Genomic DNA, 21,183 nt, shown 5'->3' on the forward strand with positions numbered 1-21,183 from the left:
TTCGTCCGCAAGGTCAAGAACAAGGAAGACGGCGTGAAGCTCATGGGCTTCGGGCACCGCGTCTACCGCAACTACGATCCGCGCGCTGCGCTGGTCCGCGAAACCGCGCACACCATCCTCGCCAAGCTCGGCGGCGACGACGAACTGCTCAACATCGCAATGCAACTCGAAGAGGCCGCCCTCACGGACGACTACTTCATCGAGCGCAAGCTCTACCCGAACGTCGACTTCTACACCGGCCTCATCTACCGCGCGATGGGCTTCCCGCCGCGCATGTTCACGGTGCTGTTCGCCATGGGCCGTCTGCCCGGCTGGATTGCGCACTGGCGTGAAATGCACGAGGATCCGGCTACGAAGATCGGCCGCCCGCGCCAGATCTACACCGGCTACACCGAGCGTGACTACAGAGACATCACGTCCCGCTGACGCGTGACCTAGCGATATCACCACCCGCTAGTCTTCTGTACCCAACATTTCGCCTCAACGAGGAGGACCCATGAGTAGCAAGCCCGTAATCGAGTTCCAGGAAGGCCCCGCGCCGACCGATCTGGTCATCAAGGATCTGGTTGTCGGAGAAGGCGCCGAAGCCGTTCCCGGTGGCACCGTCGACGTTCACTACGTCGGTGTCGAGTTCGAGTCCGGCGAAGAGTTCGACTCTTCCTGGAGCCGTGGCGAGTCCATTCAGTTCCCGCTTCGTGGCCTGATCAAGGGCTGGCAGGACGGCATCCCGGGCATGAAGGTCGGCGGACGCCGTCAGCTCACCATTCCGCCGGAGCTGGCATACGGCCCCGCCGGTGCAGGGCACCAGCTTTCCGGCAAGACCTTGGTCTTCGTGATCGATCTGCTGGACGCCAAGTAATCCACTGTGCGCCTTTATTAACCCCCCGCGGTTAATAAAGGCGCACAGCACAAGCAGCCCCGCACCGTCAGGTGTGGGGCTTTCTTGTGTGGTCAGCTCGCGGTCTTTCGTCGGTAGAGCCAGTTGGACCACACGAATCCCACGGCGGCGATGCCCAGGCACCACGCGAGGGCGATGGCCGCGCTGTTCCCGATCGGCGTGCCCATCAGGAGTCCGCGCACAGTCTCGATGATCGGAGTCACCGGTTGGTGCCGGGCAAACCCCTGCAGCCAGGACGGCATGGTCTCAGCCGGTACGAAAGCAGTGCTGACGTAGGGCAGGAACATGATGGCGAAGGTGAATCCGCTTGCAGCCTCCGGGTTCTTGGCCAAGAGTCCCAAAGCTGTCGAGAGGTACGACATGGCAAAGACGAAGGCGACGATCACAGCGGCGACGCCGAGCCAGCGCAACGGATCGCTGGTCGGGCGAAATCCCATGATCAGCGCAACCACGACCACGATCGCCGTAGTCAGGACGTTGCGGACGACGCTGGCCAGTACATGACCGGTCAGGACCGACGGCGGAGATATCGCCAAGGTCCGGAAACGGTCGATGATCCCGTCCTTCATGTCGCTCGAGACGCTGACCGCGGTGGTCGAGGCGCCGAAACCGGCGCACAGAAGGATGATTCCGGGCACTACGTAGTCGAAGTACTCGCTACCGGTGTTGATGGCGCCGCCGAAGACGTAGACGAACAGCAGCATGAGCATGACCGGAAGGGCTATCGCGGTGATCATCGAATCCGGACTGCGCAGAACGTGTTTGAGATTCCGGCGGAGCATCACCGCGGAATCGATTGCAATGGTGGAGGTCATCGAACGCTCGCAATCTCGGGTTGGCCTGATCCGGTGAGCGCGAAGAACACGTCGTCCAGATCCGGAGTGTGAACGGAGAACTTCTCGACGGTGATCGACGGATCCTCGATCGAGTCGAGGATCGCTTTGATCGACGGAACTGCCCCGTCGGAAGGGATGTGCAGGGTCAAGGTCTCGGCATTCGAATGCGCCTGCGGCAGTGACGCCGCGGCGAGTTCGAGTTGGGCCAGGTTCTCGAATTGCAGTGCGACGTGGCCGCCGGGAACAAGGCGTTTGAGTTCGTCCGGTGTTCCCTCGGCGACGATGCGGCCGCCGCTCAGCACGCCGACCGTATCGGCCAATTCGTCTGCCTCGTCGAGGTATTGGGTGGTGAGGAAGATGGTGACGCCTGACGCTGTGAGTCCTCGAACGATCGACCACATGTCGTGGCGGCTTCGCGGGTCCAGGCCGGTGGTGGGTTCGTCGAGAAAGACGACGTCCGGTCGGGCGACGAGGCTCATTGCGATGTCGAGTCGTCTGAGCATGCCGCCCGAGTAGTTGCCGGCGCGTTTGTCGCCGAAGTCCGTCAAAACGAACTGGTCGAGCAATTCCTCGGCACGGCGACGGGAGTTCTTCCGGCCCAGGTGATTCAGTTCGCCCAGTAGGGTGAGGTTCTCGAATCCGGTCAGCAAGGTGTCGACGGCTGCGTACTGCCCGGTCACGCTGATGCGCCGCCGAACGTTCTGTGGATCTCCGGGCAGTGAATGCCCCGCGACCATGACCTCGCCTCCGTCGAAGGGGATGAGGGTGGTGAGAATTCTTACGGCCGTGGTCTTTCCGGCGCCGTTTGCGCCGAGGAGGGCGTACACCGATCCGGCCGAGACCGCCAGGTCGAGTCCAGCCAGTACCTGTTGATCGCCGTAGCGCTTACGGAGTCCGCGGACCGAGATTGCGGGGATCGTTCCTGACATCGAGACCTCCAAGTAAGAACTGTGTATGTCATAAACTCGTGTTTATAGCGTACACAGTTCTAGGATGATGGCAAGAGTGAAGAGTGGGAGCTTATGGATCGCGGAGCGCTACCGAGAGCAGTTGAACTGGCCTGGGGACTGGACCAGCCGGGAACGCGGGGTCCGAAGAAGGGGCTCAGTCTCGAGCAAATTCTCGACACCGCGATCGAATTGGCCGACGCAGAAGGCGTCACCGCTCTGTCGATGGGCCGCGTGGCCAAAGCGCTCGGGTTCACGACCATGTCGCTCTACCGCTACGTGGCAAGCAAAGACGAACTGATCGAACTGATTTCGGATCGGGTGATCGGGCCGCCGCCGGTAATTCCCGACGGCGTGACCTGGCGCGTCAAGCTCGAGGCGTGGGCGAATCAGGAGTACGCCACGATGCTGAGTCGACCGTGGTGGCTCAAGCTGCCCATCACGGCTCCACCGACCGGGCCCAACAACATGGCGTGGCTCGACGCGGGTCTGAGCGCCCTCGACGGGGTCGCCCTGAGCGCCGCGTCGAAGTTCCAGGTGGTGACCAACGTGTCGTTGTTCGTCATCGGCCGCGCTCGATTCTCGGCTGACCTGGCGTCTCGTTCAGCGCAGTCGGCAGACGACGACGTCGCATACGGCGCTCTCATTGCTCGTGTCATCAATCGGGAGGGATTCCCCTACCTGAGTGCCGCAATCGAGGAAGGCGGCTTCGAGGACGGCAGCCCGGAGGGTGAGGCCGCCGGCGACGATGCCTTCGATTTCAGTTTCTCGCTTGGCTTACTTCTCGACGGAATCGAGAAGCTGGTGCAGCGGTCAGGACACCAGCGCGGTGGCGCTGACGTCGTCGATGATCAGATCGGTGATCAGCCCGCCCCGTAGTGCTCCCTCCAGGGCCGGCAGTTTTGCTGTTCCGGCGACGATGCACACGCGCCTGGCGACCTTCTCGAAAAGGTCCAGTCGCGGGCCGCTCGCGCGCTCGTTGAGTTCGATTCCGCGGTAGCTCCCGTCCGACCGGAAGAAGACGGTTGCGATGTCGCCGACCACTCCGTCGCGTCGAAGTGCTTCTGCTTCATCGGGTTCGAGGTATCCGGCGGTGTAGACGTGACTCGGTACGTTGCCGCCTGGTACGCCGATGCTGAAGACTGCCAGGTCCATTCGCTTCTGCATGTCCAAGACGCGTTTGATGCTTCGTTCGCGCCACAGTTGCTCCCGAGTTTCCGGGTAGTCGAAGAAGGCAGGCACCGGAAATCCTTGTGGCAGAGCACCGTAGGCGTCGGCGATGGTTCTGATGATGTCGCTGGCGTAAGAGATTCCGGTGGTGCGAGTATTCGCGGCGCCGTTGAGTTGCACGACGTACGAGTTGTACGTGCGTTTGGGGGCAAGGTGCTTGCTGACTTCACTGAGTGTGGTTCCCCAGGCGATCCCCATCACCATGTCGCTGTCGAAGAACGACGCCAGCAGGCGTCCGGCAAAGGTTGCGACCTTTTCGAGTCGCTCGAGATCTCCCACCAGTTCCGGCACGGTCACCACGTGGGCGCGCACTCCGTACCGTTCCGAGAACTCGCGTTCGATGCGAGGAGCCTGGCCGTGCGGGGTGCTGATCTTGATCTCGACGAGACCCGAGGTGCGCGCGTAGGTGATCAATCGGGAGACGGTGGATCGGGACACCCCCATGTCGCGGCCGATGGCAGCCATGGTCTGGTCCTGGAAGTAGTAGAGGCGTGCGGCCTGAACTGCGTCGGCGATGCGCGGGTCCGCCGGATCGGAGGTAGCGGAGTCCGAAGTGGGAGTTTCCATGGGTTCGTCCTGTCTGCACGTACGTGCAAGAGCATTGAACCGAATCTTATCCGAGTAGGCCCAGGCTGAGGCGCTCGATCACGCAAAGTCCCAGAAGTGTGTCTGTTACCCGCGTTACGGTGCGCAAATGGGGCATTTGCACATATGTGCACGAGCTATGCGTGAATGTGCAAACGGCCTTACGCTACGGGTGCAGCAATCCAAACTATGACATGCATCACAACGAAGTGAGGGTGGGGATGGAGAAAGCCAAGCGATTAGGGCTTCCAGGCGAGTTGGCAGCCGAGTTCGCCGGAACGATGATCTTGATCTTGTTCGGCGTCGGAGTTGTGGCGCAGGTTGTGTCCGGCGGGAGCGGTGGGGGTCTCGGCGGACACGACAGTATCGCGTGGGCCTGGGGACTCGGCGTCATGTTCGGCATCTATGTCGCAGGCCGGGTGACGGGTGCTCATCTGAACCCCGCAGTGACCTTCGCCTTTGCGATCTTCCGGGGATTCTCCTGGCGCAAGGTCCTGCCCTACACGCTGGCGCAGACCGCTGGAGCCTTTGTCGCGGCCCTGATCGTCCGGTGGAATTACAACGACATGCTCAATGCCATCGATCCCGGACACACAACGGCGACTCAGACGATCTTCTCGACGATGCCCGGAAACGGAACGCTCCCGGTCAGTCTGGGATCAGCGCTGATAGATCAGATCATCGGCACGGCGATCCTGTTGTTCCTCATCGTTGCGGTGACCGATACTCGGGGAACTCCGCCGCTCGCGAATCTTGCGCCCTTCGTCGTCGGTTTGATCGTGGTGGCAATCGGATTCGCATGGGCGACCAACGCGGGTTACGCCATCAATCCGGCCCGTGACTTCGGTCCGCGGCTGGCGTCGTATCTCACCGGTTACGGCAGCGCCTGGCGAGATCAGTACGGGAGCCTGTATTTCTGGGTGCCCATCGTGGGGCCGCTGATCGGCGCTCCGATCGGGGTGTTCCTCTACGACAAGCTGATTGGTCGATTCCTGCCTGACGAGTCGGTGGAGAAGGCAGCCGAGGAGCCGGCCACGATACCGGCCTGATGGCGAATCATCATCTCTGACAGTAAATCTTTCGCACTTTCTTCGACACCAAAGGGGTAGCACGATGGCGCAGTTCGTAGCCGCGATAGACCAGGGAACCACCTCCACGCGATGCATGATCTTCGATCACAGTGGGCACGTAGTCGCTGTCGAACAGCACGAGCACACACAGATCTTTCCGCAGGCAGGCTGGGTCGAACACGATCCGATCGAAATTTGGGACAACGTCCGCAACGTCACCGCGGGCGCCTTGGCCAACGCAGATCTGACCGCGGCCGACATCGCATCCGTCGGCATCACCAATCAGCGTGAGACGGCAGTGGTCTGGGAACGAGCAACCGGAAAGCCCGTTTACAACGCCATCGTCTGGCAGGACACACGCACCGATCGAATCTGTACTGCACTCGCCGGCGAAGACGGCCCCAGGAAGTACACCGAAGTCACCGGATTGCCGTTGGCCACGTACTTTTCGGGCCCCAAGGTCAAGTGGATTCTCGACAACGTCGAGGGCTCGCGTGAGAAGGCCGAAGCAGGCGAGTTGTGCTTCGGCACGATGGACACCTGGGTGCTGTGGAACATGACCGGCGGCGTCGACGGCGGAGTGCACGCTACCGACCCCACCAACGCGTCGCGCACCCTGTTGATGGATCTCGACACTCTCGCTTGGGATTCGGCGATCTGCGCCGACATGGGCATCCCCGAATCGATGCTCCCCGAGATTCGCAGCTCGTCCGAAACTTTCGGATTCGTGCGCGAACGCGGAACGTTGTCCGGCGTGCCGATCGCCGGAATCCTCGGCGATCAGCAAGCAGCGACTTTCGGTCAGGCCTGCCTCTCGCCCGGAGAAGCGAAGAACACCTACGGAACCGGCAACTTCGTGCTCCTCAACACCGGCACCGAAAAGGTGATGAGCAAGAACGGCTTGTTGACGACGGTCTGTTACAAGATCGGTGAGCAGCCAACGGTTTACGCACTGGAAGGATCGATCGCCGTGACCGGTTCGCTGGTCCAGTGGCTTCGAGACAACCTCGGCATGATCGACAACGCGGCCGACATCGAGGTGAACGCGCGCTCTGTGGACGACAACGGTGGCGCGTACTTCGTGCCCGCGTTCTCGGGCCTGTTTGCACCGCATTGGCGCGCGGATGCACGCGGTGCGATCGTCGGTCTGACAAGGTTCGTGAACAAGGGGCACCTTGCCCGGGCGGTGCTCGAAGCGACTGCGTACCAGAGTCGTGAGGTGATCGAGGCGATGAACCTCGACTCGGGTGTCGACTTGAAGGTTCTCAAGGTCGACGGCGGAATGGTCGCGAACGAACTCCTCATGCAATTCCAGGCCGATCTGCTCGACGTCGAGGTGATCCGCCCTGTCGTTGCGGAGACCACGGCATTGGGCGCTGCGTACGCCGCTGGTCTCGCGGTCGGGTACTGGGAGAGCGAGGACGACATTCGCAGCAACTGGGCGAAGGACAAGAGCTGGACGCCGTCGATGGATTCGGCCGAGCGTGAGCGCCTGTATGCAGGCTGGCAGAAAGCCGTCACTCGGACACTCGACTGGGTCGACGCAGACTGATCGCGGCGCCCCCATTTCTACCTATTTTCAAGTGAAGGAACAGTTTTCATGAGCACAGCACAAGCATTGAGTCCGTCCTCGCGGGCGGAGTCGCTGAAGAAGTTGGAAGAAACCGAACTCGACGTCCTCGTTATCGGCGGTGGCGTGGTCGGAGCGGGTAGCGCGCTCGACGCCGCAACTCGCGGTCTGAAGGTGGGCTTGGTGGAGGCTCGTGACTTCGCGTCCGGAACCTCGAGCAGGTCGAGCAAGCTGTTCCACGGCGGACTGCGTTACCTCGAGCAGTTCAATTTTGCGCTCGTGTTCGAGGCACTGCGTGAGCGGTCGCTGGTTCTGAATTCGCTGTGCCCGCATCTCGCGAAGCCGGTGCCGTTCATCTACCCACTCGAGAAGTTGATCGACCGGCCGTACGTCGGTCTGGGCATCGGCGTCTACGACGTGATGGGCGCAGGCCGCGGGGTTCCCTCACACCACAAGCATGTGGGCAAGAAGAAGACTCTCGAATCGTTCCCTTCCGGAAAGCGCTCTGCTATCCGGGGTTCGGTCAAGTTCTACGAGGGTCAGGTAGATGACGCCCGCCACACGATGATGCTGGCGCGCACGGCGGCCGAGTACGGCGCGCTGTGCGTCAACAGCACCCGCGTAATCGGCTTTCTCCGTGAGGAGGACCGCGTAGTCGGGGTGAAGGCCGTGGATCTGGAAACAGGTCGCGCGTTCGAGATCCGTGCTCGTCAGGTCATCAACGCCGCCGGTGTGTGGACTGACGAGATTCAGGAAATGGTAGGTGGTCGAGGACAATTCCAGGTTCGCGCTTCGAAAGGTGTGCATTTGGTCGTCCCGCGAAACCGCATCAACTCTGCGACCGGAATCATCACGCGGACCGAGAAGAGTCTGCTGTTCGTGATTCCGTGGGGAAGCCACTGGATCATCGGTACGACGGACACCGACTGGAACCTCGACCTCGCCCATCCGGCAGCGAGCCGAAGCGATATCGACTACATCCTCGGACATGTCAACAAGCTCCTTCAGGACGAGTTGACGCACGAGGACGTCGTCGGTGTGTACGCGGGGTTGCGTCCGTTGCTGTTCGGCGAATCGGATTCGACCAGCACTCTCTCGCGTGAGCATGCGGTGTCGAGTCCGGTCCGAGGTTTGACGGTGGTCGCCGGTGGCAAGTACACCACTTACCGCGTGATGGCCAAGGACGCTGTCGATTCCGCGGTGCACGGATTGGAACAGAAGGTGCCGAAGTCCTGCACCGAGCGTATCCAACTTGTGGGTGCCGACGGCTACTTTGCCGCGCACAACAATCGGCATCTCACCGCTGAGCGCACGGGACTGCACGTTTCGACCATCGAGCACCTACTGGGTCGGTACGGCACTCTGGCTGACGAGTTGTTCGAACTCGTCGAGGCGCGACCGGAACTGGGGCAGCCGTTGGACTCCGCCCCCGAGTACCTCAAGGCGGAGGTCCACTACGCTGCGAGCCATGAGGGTGCACAGCATCTCGACGACATCCTTACCCGTCGTACCCGCATCTCCATCGAGGTTACCGATCGCGGCGACGCGGCAGCAGCGGAAGTAGCCGAACTGGTTGCGCCGGTGCTGGGTTGGACTCCCGAGCACATTGCCGAGGAGATCGAACACTACCGGTTGCGTGTCGCAGCCGAGCGGGAATCTCAGGAGCAGCCCGATGACCTGACCGCTGATGCGGCGCGCCTCGGTGCACCGGACGTTCGCACCGGAGTCGCTGTCGGACAGGTTTGAGTCCGAGACACCACCAATGATCGGCCGGGACCCTGTGTCCCGGCCGATCGACCGAACTGCCTCGGTGTCAATCGAACTCGTCTGCCGAACATTCGGGGAGGTCGATCGTCACCACCGCGCCCCCGTTCGGATGGTTCGCGAAGTCGATACGAGCGCCGATGACCGCCGCTTGTCCCACTACGATCGTCAAGCCGAGGCCCAGGCCCGAGTTCGGGCCGCGTTCGACGGAGTTGGTCTGAAATCTCTTCGGCCCCTGGCGAAGCCACTCTTCAGTGAACCCGACGCCCCGATCCCGGACCGTGATGCGGGAGTGGTCGACGTGGACATTGATCGGCGACTTTCCGTGATTGCGAGCATTCAAGATCAGGTTGGCGATGATCCGCTCCAGTCTGCGCGCGTCGGTGTACGACACGGGGGTGCCGTGAACACTCACTTCACACTCGACTCCTGTGGTGGAAATCGCGTGACGCACCACCGGTGCCAGTTCCACCGATTGGATGTCAGCCTGCTCGGAGGTGGTGTCGAGGCGTGCTACTTCGATGACGTCCTCGGCGAGCCTCCTGAGTTTATGGACGCCGTCGCGCACCAATTCGGTTGGCCTACCGGGTGGCAGGAGCTCTGCGGCGCCGACCAGTCCGGAGATGGGTGTTCTGAGATCGTGCGCGATGTTGGCTGTCACGCGCTTCTCGGCGTCCAATTGTCCCCGTAGAGCATCGGACATCGCGTCGACCGCATCCGCCAGCTCGGTGATCTCGTCGTCGAAAAGCGACCAGGTGACCGAGCGGACGCGGATGTCCGCTCCGGTAGACACTTTGCGAGCCGCACGGGCGGCCGAGCGCAATCGATACGACATCGCGAGTCCAAGCAGAACACCCAGGACGGCACCCGCTGCGATCACTGCGATGGTGGCGTTGCGAAGTGTCCGATCGACGCTGGCGATCGATTCCCGCTGCGCGGTGTACGGGACGCGAATCGCCACCACCTGAGTGTTGACGTCGGCAGCAGCCCAGACAAATGGCTGGTCCCCGCTGTCGACAAGGTAGGTGGCACGTTTGCCGCCCGCCACGGCCTGACGCAACTCTTCCGGAACGTCGAGACCATCTGTGGTGGCGCGGAACAGTGCACGCATGCTGCCCGTTTCGTCCTGCAGCACCAGTTGGAGATTGCGATCAGCTGCCGCCCGCGCTGCATCCTCTTGGTTGTGTGAAAAGGTTTGATGCATCACGGTACTGAGCGTGATCGAGGCGACGGCAATCACGAACGTGATGGCCGCCGCGATCTTCCACTGAAACGACAACCGCCTCCCGGTGGACGGGAGCTTGGCGGCGAGATCCCGCGATCTCACCGATGGTTGTCCATCGTGTAGCCGAACCCCCGGACGGTCCGGATCTGTTCGGAGCCGATCTTCGTGCGCAATCGCTGAACGTGAACGTCGACGATGCGCGTATCGCCGCCCCAGTCGTAATCCCAGACGTCCGAGAGCAGTTCGGAGCGAGACCAGACTTTGCGCGGCACACTCACCATGACCAGGAGCAGCTTCATTTCGGTGGGTGTGAGAGCCACTTCGGCGCCCGAACGCGTGACGGTCACCAACTCGCGATCGATCTCCAGATCGCCGAGAGTCACGATGTCTTTCTCCGTACCGGAATGGGATTCGACCCGCCGGAGCACACTTCGGATACGGGCCACCAGGACACCGCTGTCGAAGGGCTTGGTGACGTAGTCGTCGGCACCGGCTTCCAATCCGAGAACGATGTCGACCGGGTCGTCGCGCGCGGACAGCATGATGACCGGCACCGACAGTTCCTCACGAATGCGTCGGCACAGGCTGATTCCGTTCAGGTCGGGAAGCATCACGTCGAGGACGGCGATATCCGGCTTGGCGTCGACCGCCATATCCATTCCGGTCAACCCACCCGATGCGGTGATCACCCGAAACCCGTTGCGTTCGAGATTCAATTGCGTTGCTTCGCGTATGACAGCGTCGTCTTCGACCAGCAAAATCAACGGATCGGTCATCGGCCTTCGCTTTCATGGGAACGGAACACTCTCAAACCCTTCACCGGTCCACTTGTATGCAGTCGACGATTGACAGAACTCCGGAATGCCGGGGTCTTTGCACAGGTCGACCATGACCGACAATCCTCCGGTTGAGCCGACGACGTAGCGTCCTGGGTCTTGCACTCCGAAGACTTTGTGAGCGCCCGATTCGTCGATCTGGTAGACGAATCCGGCGACCATGAAGCTGACCGGTGGGGCCGGTCGTCCCCAGATGCCGACAGACTCGCAGGTGAAGACATTGACGACGGCATCTTGCCAAACGGCGCCTGTCACGGGGGAATACCGGATTTCGAAGGGGAAGTTCGCATCACCGCACAGTCGGAGACTGTCCTTGACCGCATCGGACACTTCCGGGTCTGCTCTGAGGAGGGCAACAGGATCGATGCTCAAGCCCTGTGAGAGATCCGAGGGGTCGAGTGATGCTGCGATATTCGGAGTGGGTTCTGATTCAGGCTCGGTGGAACAGGAGGCGAGAGCAAACGCGACCGGCAGGCAAACACCGGCGAGCATTGCGCGGCGACGGCGATCAATCACGGATGAACTCCATTCCATCCCAGTGGAACTCGGTCCGAAGCGGTGGACGGGGGCAACATTCGAACTCCGGTGGCCGCGGATCCGTTTCCAGGACAGACAAACTCGCGGCGCGTTGACCGCTGACGATGAACTTTCCGCGCTCTTCGACGGAGAACAGGCGCTCACCCAGTTCGGGATCGTCTTCACTCGAACCGGCCTTGCCGCTGCGGTAGACGTAGCCGGCAAGGTTGACCGAAATCGACACTCCGGTCCCGGGTTGGTGGGCCGGTTGGCACGGATACACATTCATGACGACGAGTTCGGTCTCCGGCACGATACGCGGTGCGCCTGGATCGAGAAGGATGGACCCGACCGAGATCGGATACCAGTCAGGGCACGACCGAAGTTCTGTCTTCACTCCCTCGGACACCCCAGGATCGTCGAGGAGCGCCCGGCCCAACCTCGAGTTTTCGGCAACCCGTCTGGCCAGGTCTGCAGGTTGTGTGACGGGCAACCCGGTGGAAGCGACATCGCCTTCGATCACAACGCCCTGGGTGGACGCGCAGCCGGTGATCACGGACGCTCCGAGGGTTGCTGCCGCGAGCGCTGTACCGAACAGGCTGCGAGTACGGTCTGATCGACCGCCGCAGATGTCACTCCGATACAACACGTTCCCCTCCCCGGCCGCTGCGAACCCTCTCATCGGCATGTGCGTTTTCATACGATCACAGGTGATCTCGATATCGGAGTTTTGCCACCCACCGTTACGTAATCGTATGAATGTCAGGACCGTCGAGAGTTGGTACGCGACCGACGGAATTCTGTTACGAAACCGATGGAATCAGGCTCCTAGAGTGAGTCACGTCGGTGTTCACCGCTTGGGCGGAACGAGCTGATCCGCGTATCGAGGAGTGTGAGAGCAAATGCCTGAACTATTGCTGACCAACAAGACTCGGCGTCTGCGAGTGCTGCTCGCCGTACTGACGATCGGGGTGGTGTGCGCGATGACAGGGTGTTCGAGTGATGACAACAGCGCTCCAGGAGACGAACCGACGACTACATCGGTGGTCGCGGCGTCTACGACCCCACCGCCGCTGACCGCAGCGACCACTTCGGAGACAGTCGAAGGCTCGAACTCGGTGGGCGGCGGTACGGACGCATCCACCCCCGGAGTCCCGGCGGGCGGAGCAGCGCCGGCCTGGACCCCGGTCTCGACCAGCGCGGTTGCCCCTGCGGCCCCTGGTCCGGCTACCGAGTCGACCAAGTGCACCGATCAGATCAATTATGTGGGTGACCCTCGTTCGAATGCGGAGATCAACAGCATCGGAGAGCAGATGGGTTCATGCCCGGCGCCGCTCCCGCCCGATGCCGTCGAGCCCTCCGAGAAATGCACCGACCAGATCAACTACGGCGCTGACCCTCGTTCCAACGCCGAGATCAACATCATCGGGGAACAAACCGGGATCTGCCCCGAGCCGATACGCCCCTAGCGACTTCAAAACCTGAGCAGTAGTCGGGAATTCGACCAAGAGCCGAAGCAGGGGGAGATCGGAATGACAAGCAGGGCAGGTGGACGTTCGATCGACAGTGTTGCCGACGATGCGTCCCGAGGGGATCGGGACGCGATTGCAGAACTCCTTCAACGCATCGTGCCTCTGGTGACGCGGCGCTGCCGTGCCGAACTGCGACCGCTCGACGCTGATCGTATTGCCGTCGGTATCTGCCGATCCGTCCTGTCCGACATTCGGCGACGTAGACGTGCCGGAGAAGCGTTCCTCGCGCATCTGTACGACGCGATCAGTCGCGAAATCGATTCGCTACCCGCCTCCAGTCGACTCACTCTGCCCTTCGGTGATCTGTCGGCCGCAGAACGCAACGTCTTGGTAGCTCGCATCGTTGTCGGCTTCGACGTGCGCGAGACGGCGCTGTCACTGAGAACGACAACGAGCGCCGTCGAACTCGCCCAACACCGCGCGCTGGCCAAGATCAGACGCGACAGCCTGAGCGGCGCCTGAATCAACGCTCGAAAGTCAACAGCTGCAACCCTTCGCAACTCCCGGCAACCTCACGCAACTCTTTCCCTTCGCCCGTGACCTGCACGACACTGCATGGCGACGAGTGATCGAGAACGAGGAGTGTGACTGTGGTTCAACGGACGGCGCAGAAGCCGACAACCCCAGGATCGAAAAAGACCGGCGCCAAGCCTCATTCGGGGCTGGACCGGGATGCATTGCTGAAGGCGTACGAGAAGATGTCGCGCATCCGTGCGTTCGAGGATCGACTGCACGAAGAGAATGCAACCGGTGACATCCCCGGCTTCATTCACCTCTACTCGGGCCAGGAAGCCATCGCGGTGGGAGTGTGCGAGAACCTGAGCGACGCCGATTACATCGGATCCACTCACCGCGGTCACGGGCACTGCATCGCCAAGGGCTGCGATCTGAACGGCATGATGGCCGAGATCTTCGGCAAGGACGACGGCCTGTGTCGCGGTAAGGGCGGCTCGATGCACATCGCCGACCTGTCCGTGGGAATGCTCGGCGCCAACGCGATTGTCGGCGGAGCCCCGTCGTTGGCGATCGGCGCTGCACTGAGTGGTAAGACGCTTCGAAACGGTGTCATCGCAGCGTCGTTCACGGGTGACGGTGGATCCAACCAGGGAACCGTCTTCGAGGCGATGAACATGGCTGTGGTGCTGGACCTTCCGATCGTCTTCGTGATCGAGAACAACGGATTCGGTGAGGCCACCGGAACCGACTACGCAGTTGGTGCACCCGACATCGCCGCGCGCGCCGCATCCTTCGGCATGCCTGCCGTCAAGGTGGACGGCACCGACTTCTTCGCGGTCTACGACGCAATGGCGGAAGCATCCGAGCGCGCCAGGATCGGCGGCGGCCCCACCACGATCGAGGCGGCGGCATTCCGTTGGCACGGCCACTTCGAGGGTGACGCGCAGCTGTACCGCACGGCGGAACAGGTTGCGCAACTACGGGAAACCAAGGATCCGCTCAAGAACTTCCGTAGCAGCGTGGATGTGAAGAAGGTCAGCACCGCTGATCTGGACGCGGTGGACGAGCAGTCGCGAGTGCTGGTGGACGAGGCGGTAGCGAAGGCGCGTGCCGCGGCGTATCCACCCGTCGAGAATCTGCTGACCGATGTCTACGTGTCGTACTGAGGAGCCCGAGATGACAAGCGTGGAAGCCGAGAACGTGTCGAAGAAGACCTACCGCGAGGCCGTCAAAGAGGCCATCGCCCAAGAAATGCAACGCGACCCGAGCGTCGTTCTCATCGGTGAGGACGTACGGGGTGGGCATGCCGGTACCAATCCCGATCTGGAGACGAAGAAGATCGAGGCATTTGGCGGTGTCCTGGGTGTCACCAAGGGATTGTGGACGGAGTTCGGATCGGAGCGTGTAATCGATACCCCGATCACCGAATCCGCGATCATCGGAATGGCTGCCGGAGCCGCACTGACCGGACTGAGGCCGGTCGCCGAGCTGATGTTCATGGACTTCTTCGGAGTCTCCTACGACGCGCTCTACAACCAGGCTGCCAAGTTCCGCTACATGTTCGGTGGCAAGGCCAGAACCCCGCTGGTGGTGCGAGGCATGATCGGCGCAGGGTTCTCCGCCGCTGCGCAGCACTCTCAGTCTCCGTACAACGTGTTCGCGGCGGTGCCTGGTCTGAAGGTAGTCGCTCCGTCCAATGCCTACGACGCCAAAGGCCTTCTCATCCAAGCCATCCGGGACGACGATCCCGTCGTCTTCTGTGAGCACAAGGTTCTCTACGACCTCAAGGACGAAGTGCCGGACGAGCCGTACGCGATTCCTTTCGGCGTCGCCAACTACACCAGGCAGGGCGACGACGTCACGATCATCGCGTTGTCCGCAATGGTGAACCGCGCCAACGACGTAGCGGACAAGCTGGCCGCCGAGGGTATTTCGGTCGAGGTTGTCGATCCTCGTACCGTCTCACCATTGGACGAGGACGGCATCCTCGAATCCGTCGCATCGACTGGAAGGGTCGTGATCGTCGACGAATCCGCCGCCCGCTGCGGTTTCGGGCACGACGTAGCCGCGCTGATCGCCACCAAGGGATTCAACTACCTGAAAGCGCCGATCGAACTGATCACGCCGCCGCACACACCGGTTCCGTTCTCCCCGACCCTCGAAACTGCCTGGCTGCCTGACGCGGCGCGCATCGAAGAGTCGGTTCGCAAGCTGGTGAGAGCCTGATCATGGCTGACATCAAAGCTATCGACATCCCCAAATGGGGGCTCTCCATGGAGGAGGGGTTGGTCAACGCGTGGCTCATCGAGGAAGGTGACTTGTTCACCAAGGGCCAGTTGATCTGTGAGATCGAGACCAGCAAGATCACCAACGAGCTGGAGGCGCCGTTCGACGGTGTTCTCCGCAAGATCGTCGGCACACCGGGGCAGACTCTGCCCGTCGGCGCCGTGATCGGTGTGTCCGCCGATGCGTCCGCGACGGATGCGGAGATCGAGCAGTTCCTCGCCGCCCGCGGCGCAACCGCGCCGGCGGAAGAGCCGGCACCGTCACCAGCTGCTGCGCCGGCGGCTCCCGTGACACCTGCGGCTACACCGGCTGCGAAGGTGGTTGTTGCAGCGAAACCTGCACCAACCGGTTCCACCGTCGTACCGAGTGTTCTGCAGGGCACGACGCAGAGCGACGTGTTTGCGAGTCCTCGCGCACTCCGACGTGCCGAATCGCTCGGAATCGATCTCGCCGCCGTAGTGGGTACCGGTCCCCTCGGGCGGATCAGTGTCCGCGACATCGACGACGCGATTCGTGACGCCGGTGGCACTGTTGCGCCGGTAGTGCCGGCCGCGAGATCCGGCCTCCCGCTGCGATCGACCGCCGACGACAGTGCCGTGCCTGCCACCCCGGTCGCACGCAGAACTGCCCGATCACTGGGCGTCAACCTGCATGACTGTCGCCCGACGGGTTCGCGGGGGCGCGTCTGCGTCACCGACGTGCACGACGCCGCTCGTTCCGCGCAGCTCCTGCCGGAGGCGGCGGCTGAGACCGAATCTGTTGCGGCCGAACCCGAGTACGACACAATTCCTTTCACCCCCATGCGATCGGCAATCGCCGGTAGGTTGCAGGCGTCCAAGCAGCAGGCACCCCATTTCCGGCTCACCGCAGACCTCGAGCTCGATGCGCTTCTCGCTCTGCGCAAGGAGATCAATTCGACCGTCCCGGCGGTCAAGCTGTCGGTCAACGACTTCATCGTGAAGGCTTGCGCCGCTGCACTGATGAAGGTGCCGGACGTGAACGTCCAGTTCGATGCCGCGAACGAATCGGTTCTTCGATTCGCGTCGGCGGATGTCTCGGTGGCAGTTGCACTTCCGACCGGGCTGATCACGCCCATCGTGCGTAGCGCGAATACCAAGTCGTTGGCGGACATCTCGGGTGAGGTGCTCTCGTTGGCCACCAAGGCGAAGACCGGCAAACTTCGTCCCGAAGAATTCCAGGGCGGAACCTTCACGGTGTCCAACCTCGGCATGTTCGGGATCAAGGCATTCGACGCGATCATCAATCCGCCCCAGGGAGCGATCCTTGCCGTAGGTGCGGGGGAGAAGCGCGCGGTGGTGGTCGGTGACAGTGTTTCTGCCCGGACCGTGATGACCGTGACCCTCTCGTGCGATCACCGGGTTATCGACGGAGCCCTGGGTGCGACCTTCCTTCGGGAGCTCCAGCGCTTTGTCGCTTCTCCCGCGCTGATGTTGGTGTAAGGGGCTGTGGTGGAAAACAATACGTCGCATAAGTACGACGTTCTTGTCATCGGTGGCGGCCCCGGTGGTTACGTGGCGGCGATCCGGGCTGCCCAGTTGGGGTTGAGCGTCGCGCTGGTAGAACGTGATCGCCTCGGAGGTATCTGCCTCAACTGGGGTTGTATCCCCACCAAGGCGATGCTGCACGGCGCGGACGTCGCGCATACCTTGAGTGAACTTGACACATACGGATTCAGTTCGGCGTCTGTCCAGTTCGACATCTCGAAGTTGGTGTCGTTCAGCCGAGGGGTTTCGGAGAAATTGTCCGGCGGTGTTGCCTACCTGATGAAGAAGAACGGCGTCGACGTCATCTCAGGCACCGCGAAGTTGGTGGACAAGGGCGTCGTGTCCGTGGAAGGTCAGACGTATCGAGCCGACCACGTGATCATTGCAACCGGCGCCCGGCCGCGTTCGATTCCCGGGGTTGCCCCCGACGGTGATCGGGTGTGGACCTACTTCGACGCGCTCGTCCCGAAGGAACTGCCGAAGTCGCTGCTCGTGATCGGGTCCGGCGCGATCGGAGTCGAATTCGCCAGCCTGTACCGCGATCTCGGAACCGAGGTGACCATCGTCGAGATGGCACCACACATCATGCCGGTCGAGGACGAAGAGATCTCGGCCTTCGTTCGCAAGCAGTTCGAGAAGCGTGGCATCACGATTCACACCGGAGCCTCGGTGTCGGCGGTGACCGTCGGCGACGACGCCGTCCAGGTGAATGTGCAGACGAGCGACGGTGTCGAGTCGTTGACCGTGGACCGGGTGTTGGTGGCGGCCGGAATCACCGGCAACGTCGAGGATCTGGGGTTGGAGGCTCTGGGCGTCGAGATCGAGCGCGGTGCGATCGTCACCGACCAGTGGTGCCGTACCAGCGCTTTCGGGATCTATGCGATCGGTGACGTCGCGGGCGCTCCATGTCTGGCGCACAAGGCAAGCCACGAAGCTGTCCTGTGCGTCGAAAAGTTGGCAGGCGTGCCCGACGTTCATCCGCTCGATCGCGACTACGTTCCGGGATGCACGTATGCCCGCCCACAGGTGGCGAGCCTGGGTCTGACGGAGAAGCAGTGCGCCGGTACTGGTCGCGCGCTGCGGGTCGGACACTTCGACCTGCAGGCGAACGGCAAGGCACTGGCGATCGGCGAGGCCGAAGGCTTCGTCAAGACGATCTTCGACGCCGATACCGGGGAACTTCTCGGCGCGCACATGGTCGGTCCGGATGTGACCGAGCAGATTCAGGGTTTCGGGATCGCTCGATCCCTCGAAGCCACCGGCGAGGATCTCGCCGAGGTCGTGTTTGCTCATCCGACGCTCTCGGAGGCAATGCACGAGTCTGTGCTCTCGGCGCTGGGGAGACCCCTCAACGCGTGAGTACCGTTCGCGTGCGTGAACGCCGTCCTTTCGTTCACGCACGCGAACAACTCTGCAACCGGGTGCAACGCTCGCTTTCGATGACCCCGTCACATAGGACTGGAGTGTGATCGGCGAAACGAATCGACTCGAACCGGCCCTGGCCAGTGGTGAAGACCCGGCGCAGTACGCACGTGTTCTCGAATCCGTGTACGAAGCAACGATGTCGGGACGCAAGCCGCCTGCGCGTCCGCGCTCCGTCATCGCGAATTCGTGGTCGCGTTTGCGTGCGCTCGGACTCGATCCGGACCGGTGCTCGATCACCGAGACGGGCCGCGAATCCGAGATCGAAGAAGGCAGACGCGCAGCCGGCATGGCGGAGATCTTCGGCGAGGCGGTGCACGGTCTGGCACCACTCGTCGGCCCGGACGACGCGAATCTGATCGTGGTGGCGGACCGCTACGGACGTATCCTCTGGCGACACGGGGCCAGTCGAATGCTGGATCGGGCCGAACGGCTCGGGATGATCGAGGGTGCGTCGTGGACCGAGGAAGCTGTTGGTACCAACGGGATCGGCACTTCCTTGGCATCAGGTTCGGCAGTGCAGGTGTTCTCGGCCGAGCACTACTCGCGCTCGCAGCATCCGTGGACCTGCTCCGGGGCGACGGTTCGAGATCCGCGTAGTCGCCGGGCCATCGCCGTCGTGAACGTCGCCGGCGCAGCAGAGACGGTCCACCCGTCGACTCTCGCTCTGGTGGACAGTGTGGCCAGGCTGGCGGAATCCGCACTGCGGGAGAAGCATCGAATCGGATTGGATCAGCTCCGGATGATCTCGGCATCGACGCTGGCTCGCGCGAGTCAGCCGACAGTGGTCGTGGACCGCAGTGGCTGGGTCGCGGCGGTGGACTCGATGGCGCCGATCTACAGAATCGCACTGCCGAAAGTGATGAGCAGCGGCGAGCATTGGCTCCCGTCGCTCGGACTATGTATGTGCGAGCCGCTTCCGGGTGGTTGGCTCGTCCGCCCTCAGATGGATCCGGCGTCCGGAACGGTTTGTGCAGAAGTCGAATTGGATGTGCAAGATCCGAATGCGATGGAATTGCGGTACTCCTCGGCAATGGGGAGCTGGAGTATCGACCTCAGCCCGCGCCATTCGCAGATCCTCGTGGCTCTGACACAGGCGCCCGAGGGCCTCACGGCCTCGCAGCTCGCCTCACAGTTGTTCGGCGATCCGCGCAAGACGGTGACCGTCCGGGCCGAGATGTCGAGGTTGCGTAAGCGATTGGCCGGAATCCTGTTGGCTCAGCCCTATCGCTTCGACCCGGCGGTGCGGGTAAAAACCGCCCCTGCTGTGCGCCTTTATTAACCGCGGGGGGTTAATAAAGGCGCACAGCAGAGCGGCGCGAACGCCGCACCTGCGCGTACTCGTAGCCGTTCTGCCAGGTCACGGTGGCCACCAGCACCCAGATGATCCACGTGGCGCTCATGTGCGTGCCGACGATGCCCATGACGATGGGGATGGCGGTGCACGGGAGCGCCCAGCCGAGCAGCCACCGTCGGTCCGATCGCGCGAACAGCCCTGCCACCAGGCTGATTCCGAAATAGACTGCGATGCTTCCGCACAACAACCACCGCAGGTTCGCGGGCGTGTGCTCCGCACCGTGTTCGGTTGCCGCTCCGAGCCCCGCGACCAGAACCGCGATAGCGCCGGTGGTGAAACAGTGCAGCGCCATGTCGATGCGAGCGGGAAACTTCTCGGGCTGCAGGTGCGGAACACCGGCGTGGCCGTAGAGAAGCGAGAGTGCCCACATGCCCGAGAGCAGGACAAACGATCCGACTGCGAGGCTGACCACCGTCGAGTCCCAGGTGAGCTTCGAGGCCGCAGAAATCACGAGGATCACACCCTCGCCCAGCACGATGATGACGTACAGGCCCAAGCGCTCGGCAAGGTGAGCCCGATCGGAGTGCAGGGCTTCGAGTTCGGGCATCCGGTCGTCCTTGAACCCCCGAACCTTGATGATGCGGTCGAGCTTTTCCTGCGCGTCTTCCATGATCGCGCTGCCGGAGACGACGAACATGATCAGCAGGTCGATGGCCACACCGGCGGTCCAGAGCCAGAACCGAGTTTCGCCCTCGAACCAGAACGAGACGATCCACGGGATCACACCGAGAGACATCTGGGCGATCGGCCAGTCCACGACTATCTGGCCGTTGTGCCACACCCGACTCGCCAGCAGACGTACGGCCACGTAGGCGACAGCGAAGGCCAGCGCATGGTTGTCGTGGATGCCGGCCACGGCCGCCATCATGACGGCCAGTCCGAACATGGCGATCAGCATGCTCGGGATCCGGACACGGTCACCGGCAACGTTGCCGTACATCGTGAACGTCGCCCACGCGGTCCAGAACGCGAGATAGAGCAACGCGTAGAGCGCGACATCCGACCACGACGGCGAACCGTGGAGCAGGTGAGCCAGCTGACCGATACCGGCAACCACGACGAGGTCGAAGAACAATTCGATCCATGACGCGTGTCGCTCGAGCACCGCCTTCTGCTTCGAGTCTGGTTCATTTCCGAGTTCCGACATA

21 protein-coding genes are annotated in these 21,183 nt (G+C 62.3%); 13 read left to right on the plus strand and 8 right to left on the minus strand.

What is annotated here, in order from left to right:
- Window positions 1-426 (plus strand): citrate/2-methylcitrate synthase (locus tag QM609_RS14295; RefSeq protein WP_283337298.1); only part of this gene is annotated, 426 nt, incomplete at its 5' end.
- A 70-nt stretch (window positions 427-496) separates the two neighbouring features.
- Complete coding sequence (locus QM609_RS14300; protein ID WP_003940440.1) at window positions 497-859, plus strand: FKBP-type peptidyl-prolyl cis-trans isomerase; 363 nt, start codon at window positions 497-499, stop codon at window positions 857-859.
- Window positions 860-951: 92 nt separating this feature from the next.
- Here QM609_RS14300 and QM609_RS14305 read toward each other — a convergent pair whose 3' ends face one another.
- A complete protein-coding gene (locus QM609_RS14305) occupies window positions 952-1,713 on the minus strand; it encodes an ABC transporter permease (RefSeq protein ID WP_050654710.1) in 762 nt (253 codons plus the stop codon).
- The gene (locus tag QM609_RS14310) at window positions 1,710-2,663 is read right to left on the minus strand and encodes an ATP-binding cassette domain-containing protein (RefSeq protein WP_050654709.1); all 954 of its coding nucleotides are present in this window, start codon (window positions 2,661-2,663) and stop codon (window positions 1,710-1,712) included. The genes QM609_RS14305 and QM609_RS14310 overlap by 4 nt, the downstream gene beginning before the upstream one ends.
- A gap of 93 nt (window positions 2,664-2,756) precedes the next feature.
- On the opposite strand from QM609_RS14310, the gene QM609_RS14315 reads away from it, so the two are divergent.
- Window positions 2,757-3,560 (plus strand): TetR/AcrR family transcriptional regulator, encoded by an 804-nt coding sequence (locus tag QM609_RS14315; protein ID WP_007733476.1) that lies wholly within the window; start codon window positions 2,757-2,759, stop codon window positions 3,558-3,560.
- Here the strand turns inward: QM609_RS14315 and QM609_RS14320 are convergent.
- A complete protein-coding gene (locus QM609_RS14320) occupies window positions 3,495-4,478 on the minus strand; it encodes a sugar-binding transcriptional regulator (RefSeq protein WP_007733475.1) in 984 nt (327 codons plus the stop codon). The two genes, QM609_RS14315 and QM609_RS14320, sit on opposite strands and share 66 nt — an antisense overlap.
- Window positions 4,479-4,717: 239 nt before the next feature.
- Between QM609_RS14320 and QM609_RS14325 the strand changes: the two genes are divergently transcribed.
- From QM609_RS14325 to QM609_RS14335, 3 genes are all read left to right on the plus strand, one after another.
- Window positions 4,718-5,545: an MIP/aquaporin family protein gene (locus QM609_RS14325; RefSeq protein ID WP_003940085.1), complete on the plus strand. Its 828-nt coding sequence runs from the start codon at window positions 4,718-4,720 to the stop codon at window positions 5,543-5,545.
- A 64-nt stretch (window positions 5,546-5,609) separates the two neighbouring features.
- Entirely contained in the window at window positions 5,610-7,118 is a 1,509-nt protein-coding gene (glpK, locus tag QM609_RS14330) for a glycerol kinase GlpK (protein ID WP_007733474.1), read from the plus strand.
- 48 nt (window positions 7,119-7,166) lie between these two features.
- Entirely contained in the window at window positions 7,167-8,882 is a 1,716-nt protein-coding gene (locus tag QM609_RS14335; RefSeq protein WP_007733473.1) for a glycerol-3-phosphate dehydrogenase/oxidase, read from the plus strand.
- A gap of 67 nt (window positions 8,883-8,949) precedes the next feature.
- On the opposite strand, the gene QM609_RS14340 is transcribed toward QM609_RS14335, so the two are convergent.
- The 4 genes from QM609_RS14340 to QM609_RS14355 are packed head-to-tail and all read right to left on the minus strand — an operon-like array spanning window position 8,950 to window position 12,126.
- Window positions 8,950-10,227, minus strand: a complete 1,278-nt coding sequence (locus tag QM609_RS14340; protein ID WP_050654708.1) for a sensor histidine kinase — start codon at window positions 10,225-10,227, stop codon at window positions 8,950-8,952.
- Window positions 10,224-10,901, minus strand: a complete 678-nt coding sequence (locus QM609_RS14345) for a response regulator (RefSeq protein WP_003939990.1) — start codon at window positions 10,899-10,901, stop codon at window positions 10,224-10,226. The genes QM609_RS14340 and QM609_RS14345 overlap by 4 nt, the downstream gene beginning before the upstream one ends.
- A 12-nt stretch (window positions 10,902-10,913) precedes the next feature.
- Window positions 10,914-11,477, minus strand: coding sequence for a hypothetical protein (locus QM609_RS14350; RefSeq protein ID WP_007733471.1), 564 nt, complete (start codon window positions 11,475-11,477; stop codon window positions 10,914-10,916).
- Window positions 11,470-12,126 carry a hypothetical protein gene (locus QM609_RS14355; protein ID WP_003939689.1) on the minus strand — a complete coding sequence of 219 codons (657 nt, stop codon included), beginning with the start codon at window positions 12,124-12,126 and terminating at the stop codon, window positions 11,470-11,472. Before QM609_RS14355 ends, QM609_RS14350 begins: the two co-directional genes overlap by 8 nt.
- 253 nt (window positions 12,127-12,379) lie before the next feature.
- Between QM609_RS14355 and QM609_RS14360 the strand changes: the two genes are divergently transcribed.
- From QM609_RS14360 to QM609_RS14390, 7 genes are all read left to right on the plus strand, one after another.
- Window positions 12,380-12,946, plus strand: a complete 567-nt coding sequence (locus QM609_RS14360; protein ID WP_042451198.1) for a hypothetical protein — start codon at window positions 12,380-12,382, stop codon at window positions 12,944-12,946.
- 63 nt (window positions 12,947-13,009) lie between these two features.
- On the plus strand, window positions 13,010-13,471 hold the full coding sequence (locus QM609_RS14365; RefSeq protein WP_007733468.1) for an RNA polymerase sigma factor SigD: 462 nt from the start codon (window positions 13,010-13,012) through the stop codon (window positions 13,469-13,471).
- Between the two features lie 236 nt (window positions 13,472-13,707).
- Window positions 13,708-14,631, plus strand: a complete 924-nt coding sequence (locus QM609_RS14370) for a thiamine pyrophosphate-dependent dehydrogenase E1 component subunit alpha (protein ID WP_042451488.1) — start codon at window positions 13,708-13,710, stop codon at window positions 14,629-14,631.
- 10 nt (window positions 14,632-14,641) lie between these two features.
- Window positions 14,642-15,691, plus strand: a complete 1,050-nt coding sequence (locus tag QM609_RS14375) for an alpha-ketoacid dehydrogenase subunit beta (RefSeq protein WP_007733466.1) — start codon at window positions 14,642-14,644, stop codon at window positions 15,689-15,691.
- A 2-nt stretch (window positions 15,692-15,693) separates the two neighbouring features.
- Window positions 15,694-17,211 (plus strand): dihydrolipoamide acetyltransferase family protein, encoded by a 1,518-nt coding sequence (locus tag QM609_RS14380; protein ID WP_050654706.1) that lies wholly within the window; start codon window positions 15,694-15,696, stop codon window positions 17,209-17,211.
- A 6-nt stretch (window positions 17,212-17,217) separates the two neighbouring features.
- Window positions 17,218-18,615: a dihydrolipoyl dehydrogenase gene (gene lpdA / locus QM609_RS14385; protein WP_050654705.1), complete on the plus strand. Its 1,398-nt coding sequence runs from the start codon at window positions 17,218-17,220 to the stop codon at window positions 18,613-18,615.
- A gap of 106 nt (window positions 18,616-18,721) precedes the next feature.
- Window positions 18,722-19,960, plus strand: coding sequence for a helix-turn-helix domain-containing protein (locus QM609_RS14390; RefSeq protein ID WP_050654704.1), 1,239 nt, complete (start codon window positions 18,722-18,724; stop codon window positions 19,958-19,960).
- A gap of 10 nt (window positions 19,961-19,970) precedes the next feature.
- Here the strand turns inward: QM609_RS14390 and QM609_RS14395 are convergent, their stop codons facing one another.
- Complete coding sequence (locus QM609_RS14395) at window positions 19,971-21,182, minus strand: low temperature requirement protein A (protein ID WP_050654703.1); 1,212 nt, start codon at window positions 21,180-21,182, stop codon at window positions 19,971-19,973.
- Between the last annotated feature and the right edge of the window lies 1 nt (window position 21,183).

This window comes from Rhodococcus sp. IEGM 1302 (assembly GCF_030056935.1).
Taxonomy (GTDB): Bacteria; Actinomycetota; Actinomycetes; order Mycobacteriales; family Mycobacteriaceae; genus Rhodococcus_F; species Rhodococcus_F qingshengii.

Coding starts and splice junctions, on each gene's coding strand:
- QM609_RS14300 (WP_003940440.1), top strand. CDS start 497: ATGAGTAGCAAGCCCGTAATCGAGTTCCAGGAAGGCCCCGCGCCGACC.
- QM609_RS14305 (WP_050654710.1), bottom strand. CDS start 1,713: ATGACCTCCACCATTGCAATCGATTCCGCGGTGATGCTCCGCCGGAAT.
- QM609_RS14310 (WP_050654709.1), bottom strand. CDS start 2,663: ATGTCAGGAACGATCCCCGCAATCTCGGTCCGCGGACTCCGTAAGCGC.
- QM609_RS14315 (WP_007733476.1), top strand. CDS start 2,757: ATGGATCGCGGAGCGCTACCGAGAGCAGTTGAACTGGCCTGGGGACTG.
- QM609_RS14320 (WP_007733475.1), bottom strand. CDS start 4,478: ATGGAAACTCCCACTTCGGACTCCGCTACCTCCGATCCGGCGGACCCG.
- QM609_RS14325 (WP_003940085.1), top strand. CDS start 4,718: ATGGAGAAAGCCAAGCGATTAGGGCTTCCAGGCGAGTTGGCAGCCGAG.
- glpK (WP_007733474.1), top strand. CDS start 5,610: ATGGCGCAGTTCGTAGCCGCGATAGACCAGGGAACCACCTCCACGCGA.
- QM609_RS14335 (WP_007733473.1), top strand. CDS start 7,167: ATGAGCACAGCACAAGCATTGAGTCCGTCCTCGCGGGCGGAGTCGCTG.
- QM609_RS14345 (WP_003939990.1), bottom strand. CDS start 10,901: ATGACCGATCCGTTGATTTTGCTGGTCGAAGACGACGCTGTCATACGC.
- QM609_RS14360 (WP_042451198.1), top strand. CDS start 12,380: ATGCCTGAACTATTGCTGACCAACAAGACTCGGCGTCTGCGAGTGCTG.
- QM609_RS14365 (WP_007733468.1), top strand. CDS start 13,010: ATGACAAGCAGGGCAGGTGGACGTTCGATCGACAGTGTTGCCGACGAT.
- QM609_RS14370 (WP_042451488.1), top strand. CDS start 13,708: ATGTCGCGCATCCGTGCGTTCGAGGATCGACTGCACGAAGAGAATGCA.
- QM609_RS14375 (WP_007733466.1), top strand. CDS start 14,642: ATGACAAGCGTGGAAGCCGAGAACGTGTCGAAGAAGACCTACCGCGAG.
- QM609_RS14380 (WP_050654706.1), top strand. CDS start 15,694: ATGGCTGACATCAAAGCTATCGACATCCCCAAATGGGGGCTCTCCATG.
- QM609_RS14395 (WP_050654703.1), bottom strand. CDS start 21,182: ATGTCGGAACTCGGAAATGAACCAGACTCGAAGCAGAAGGCGGTGCTC.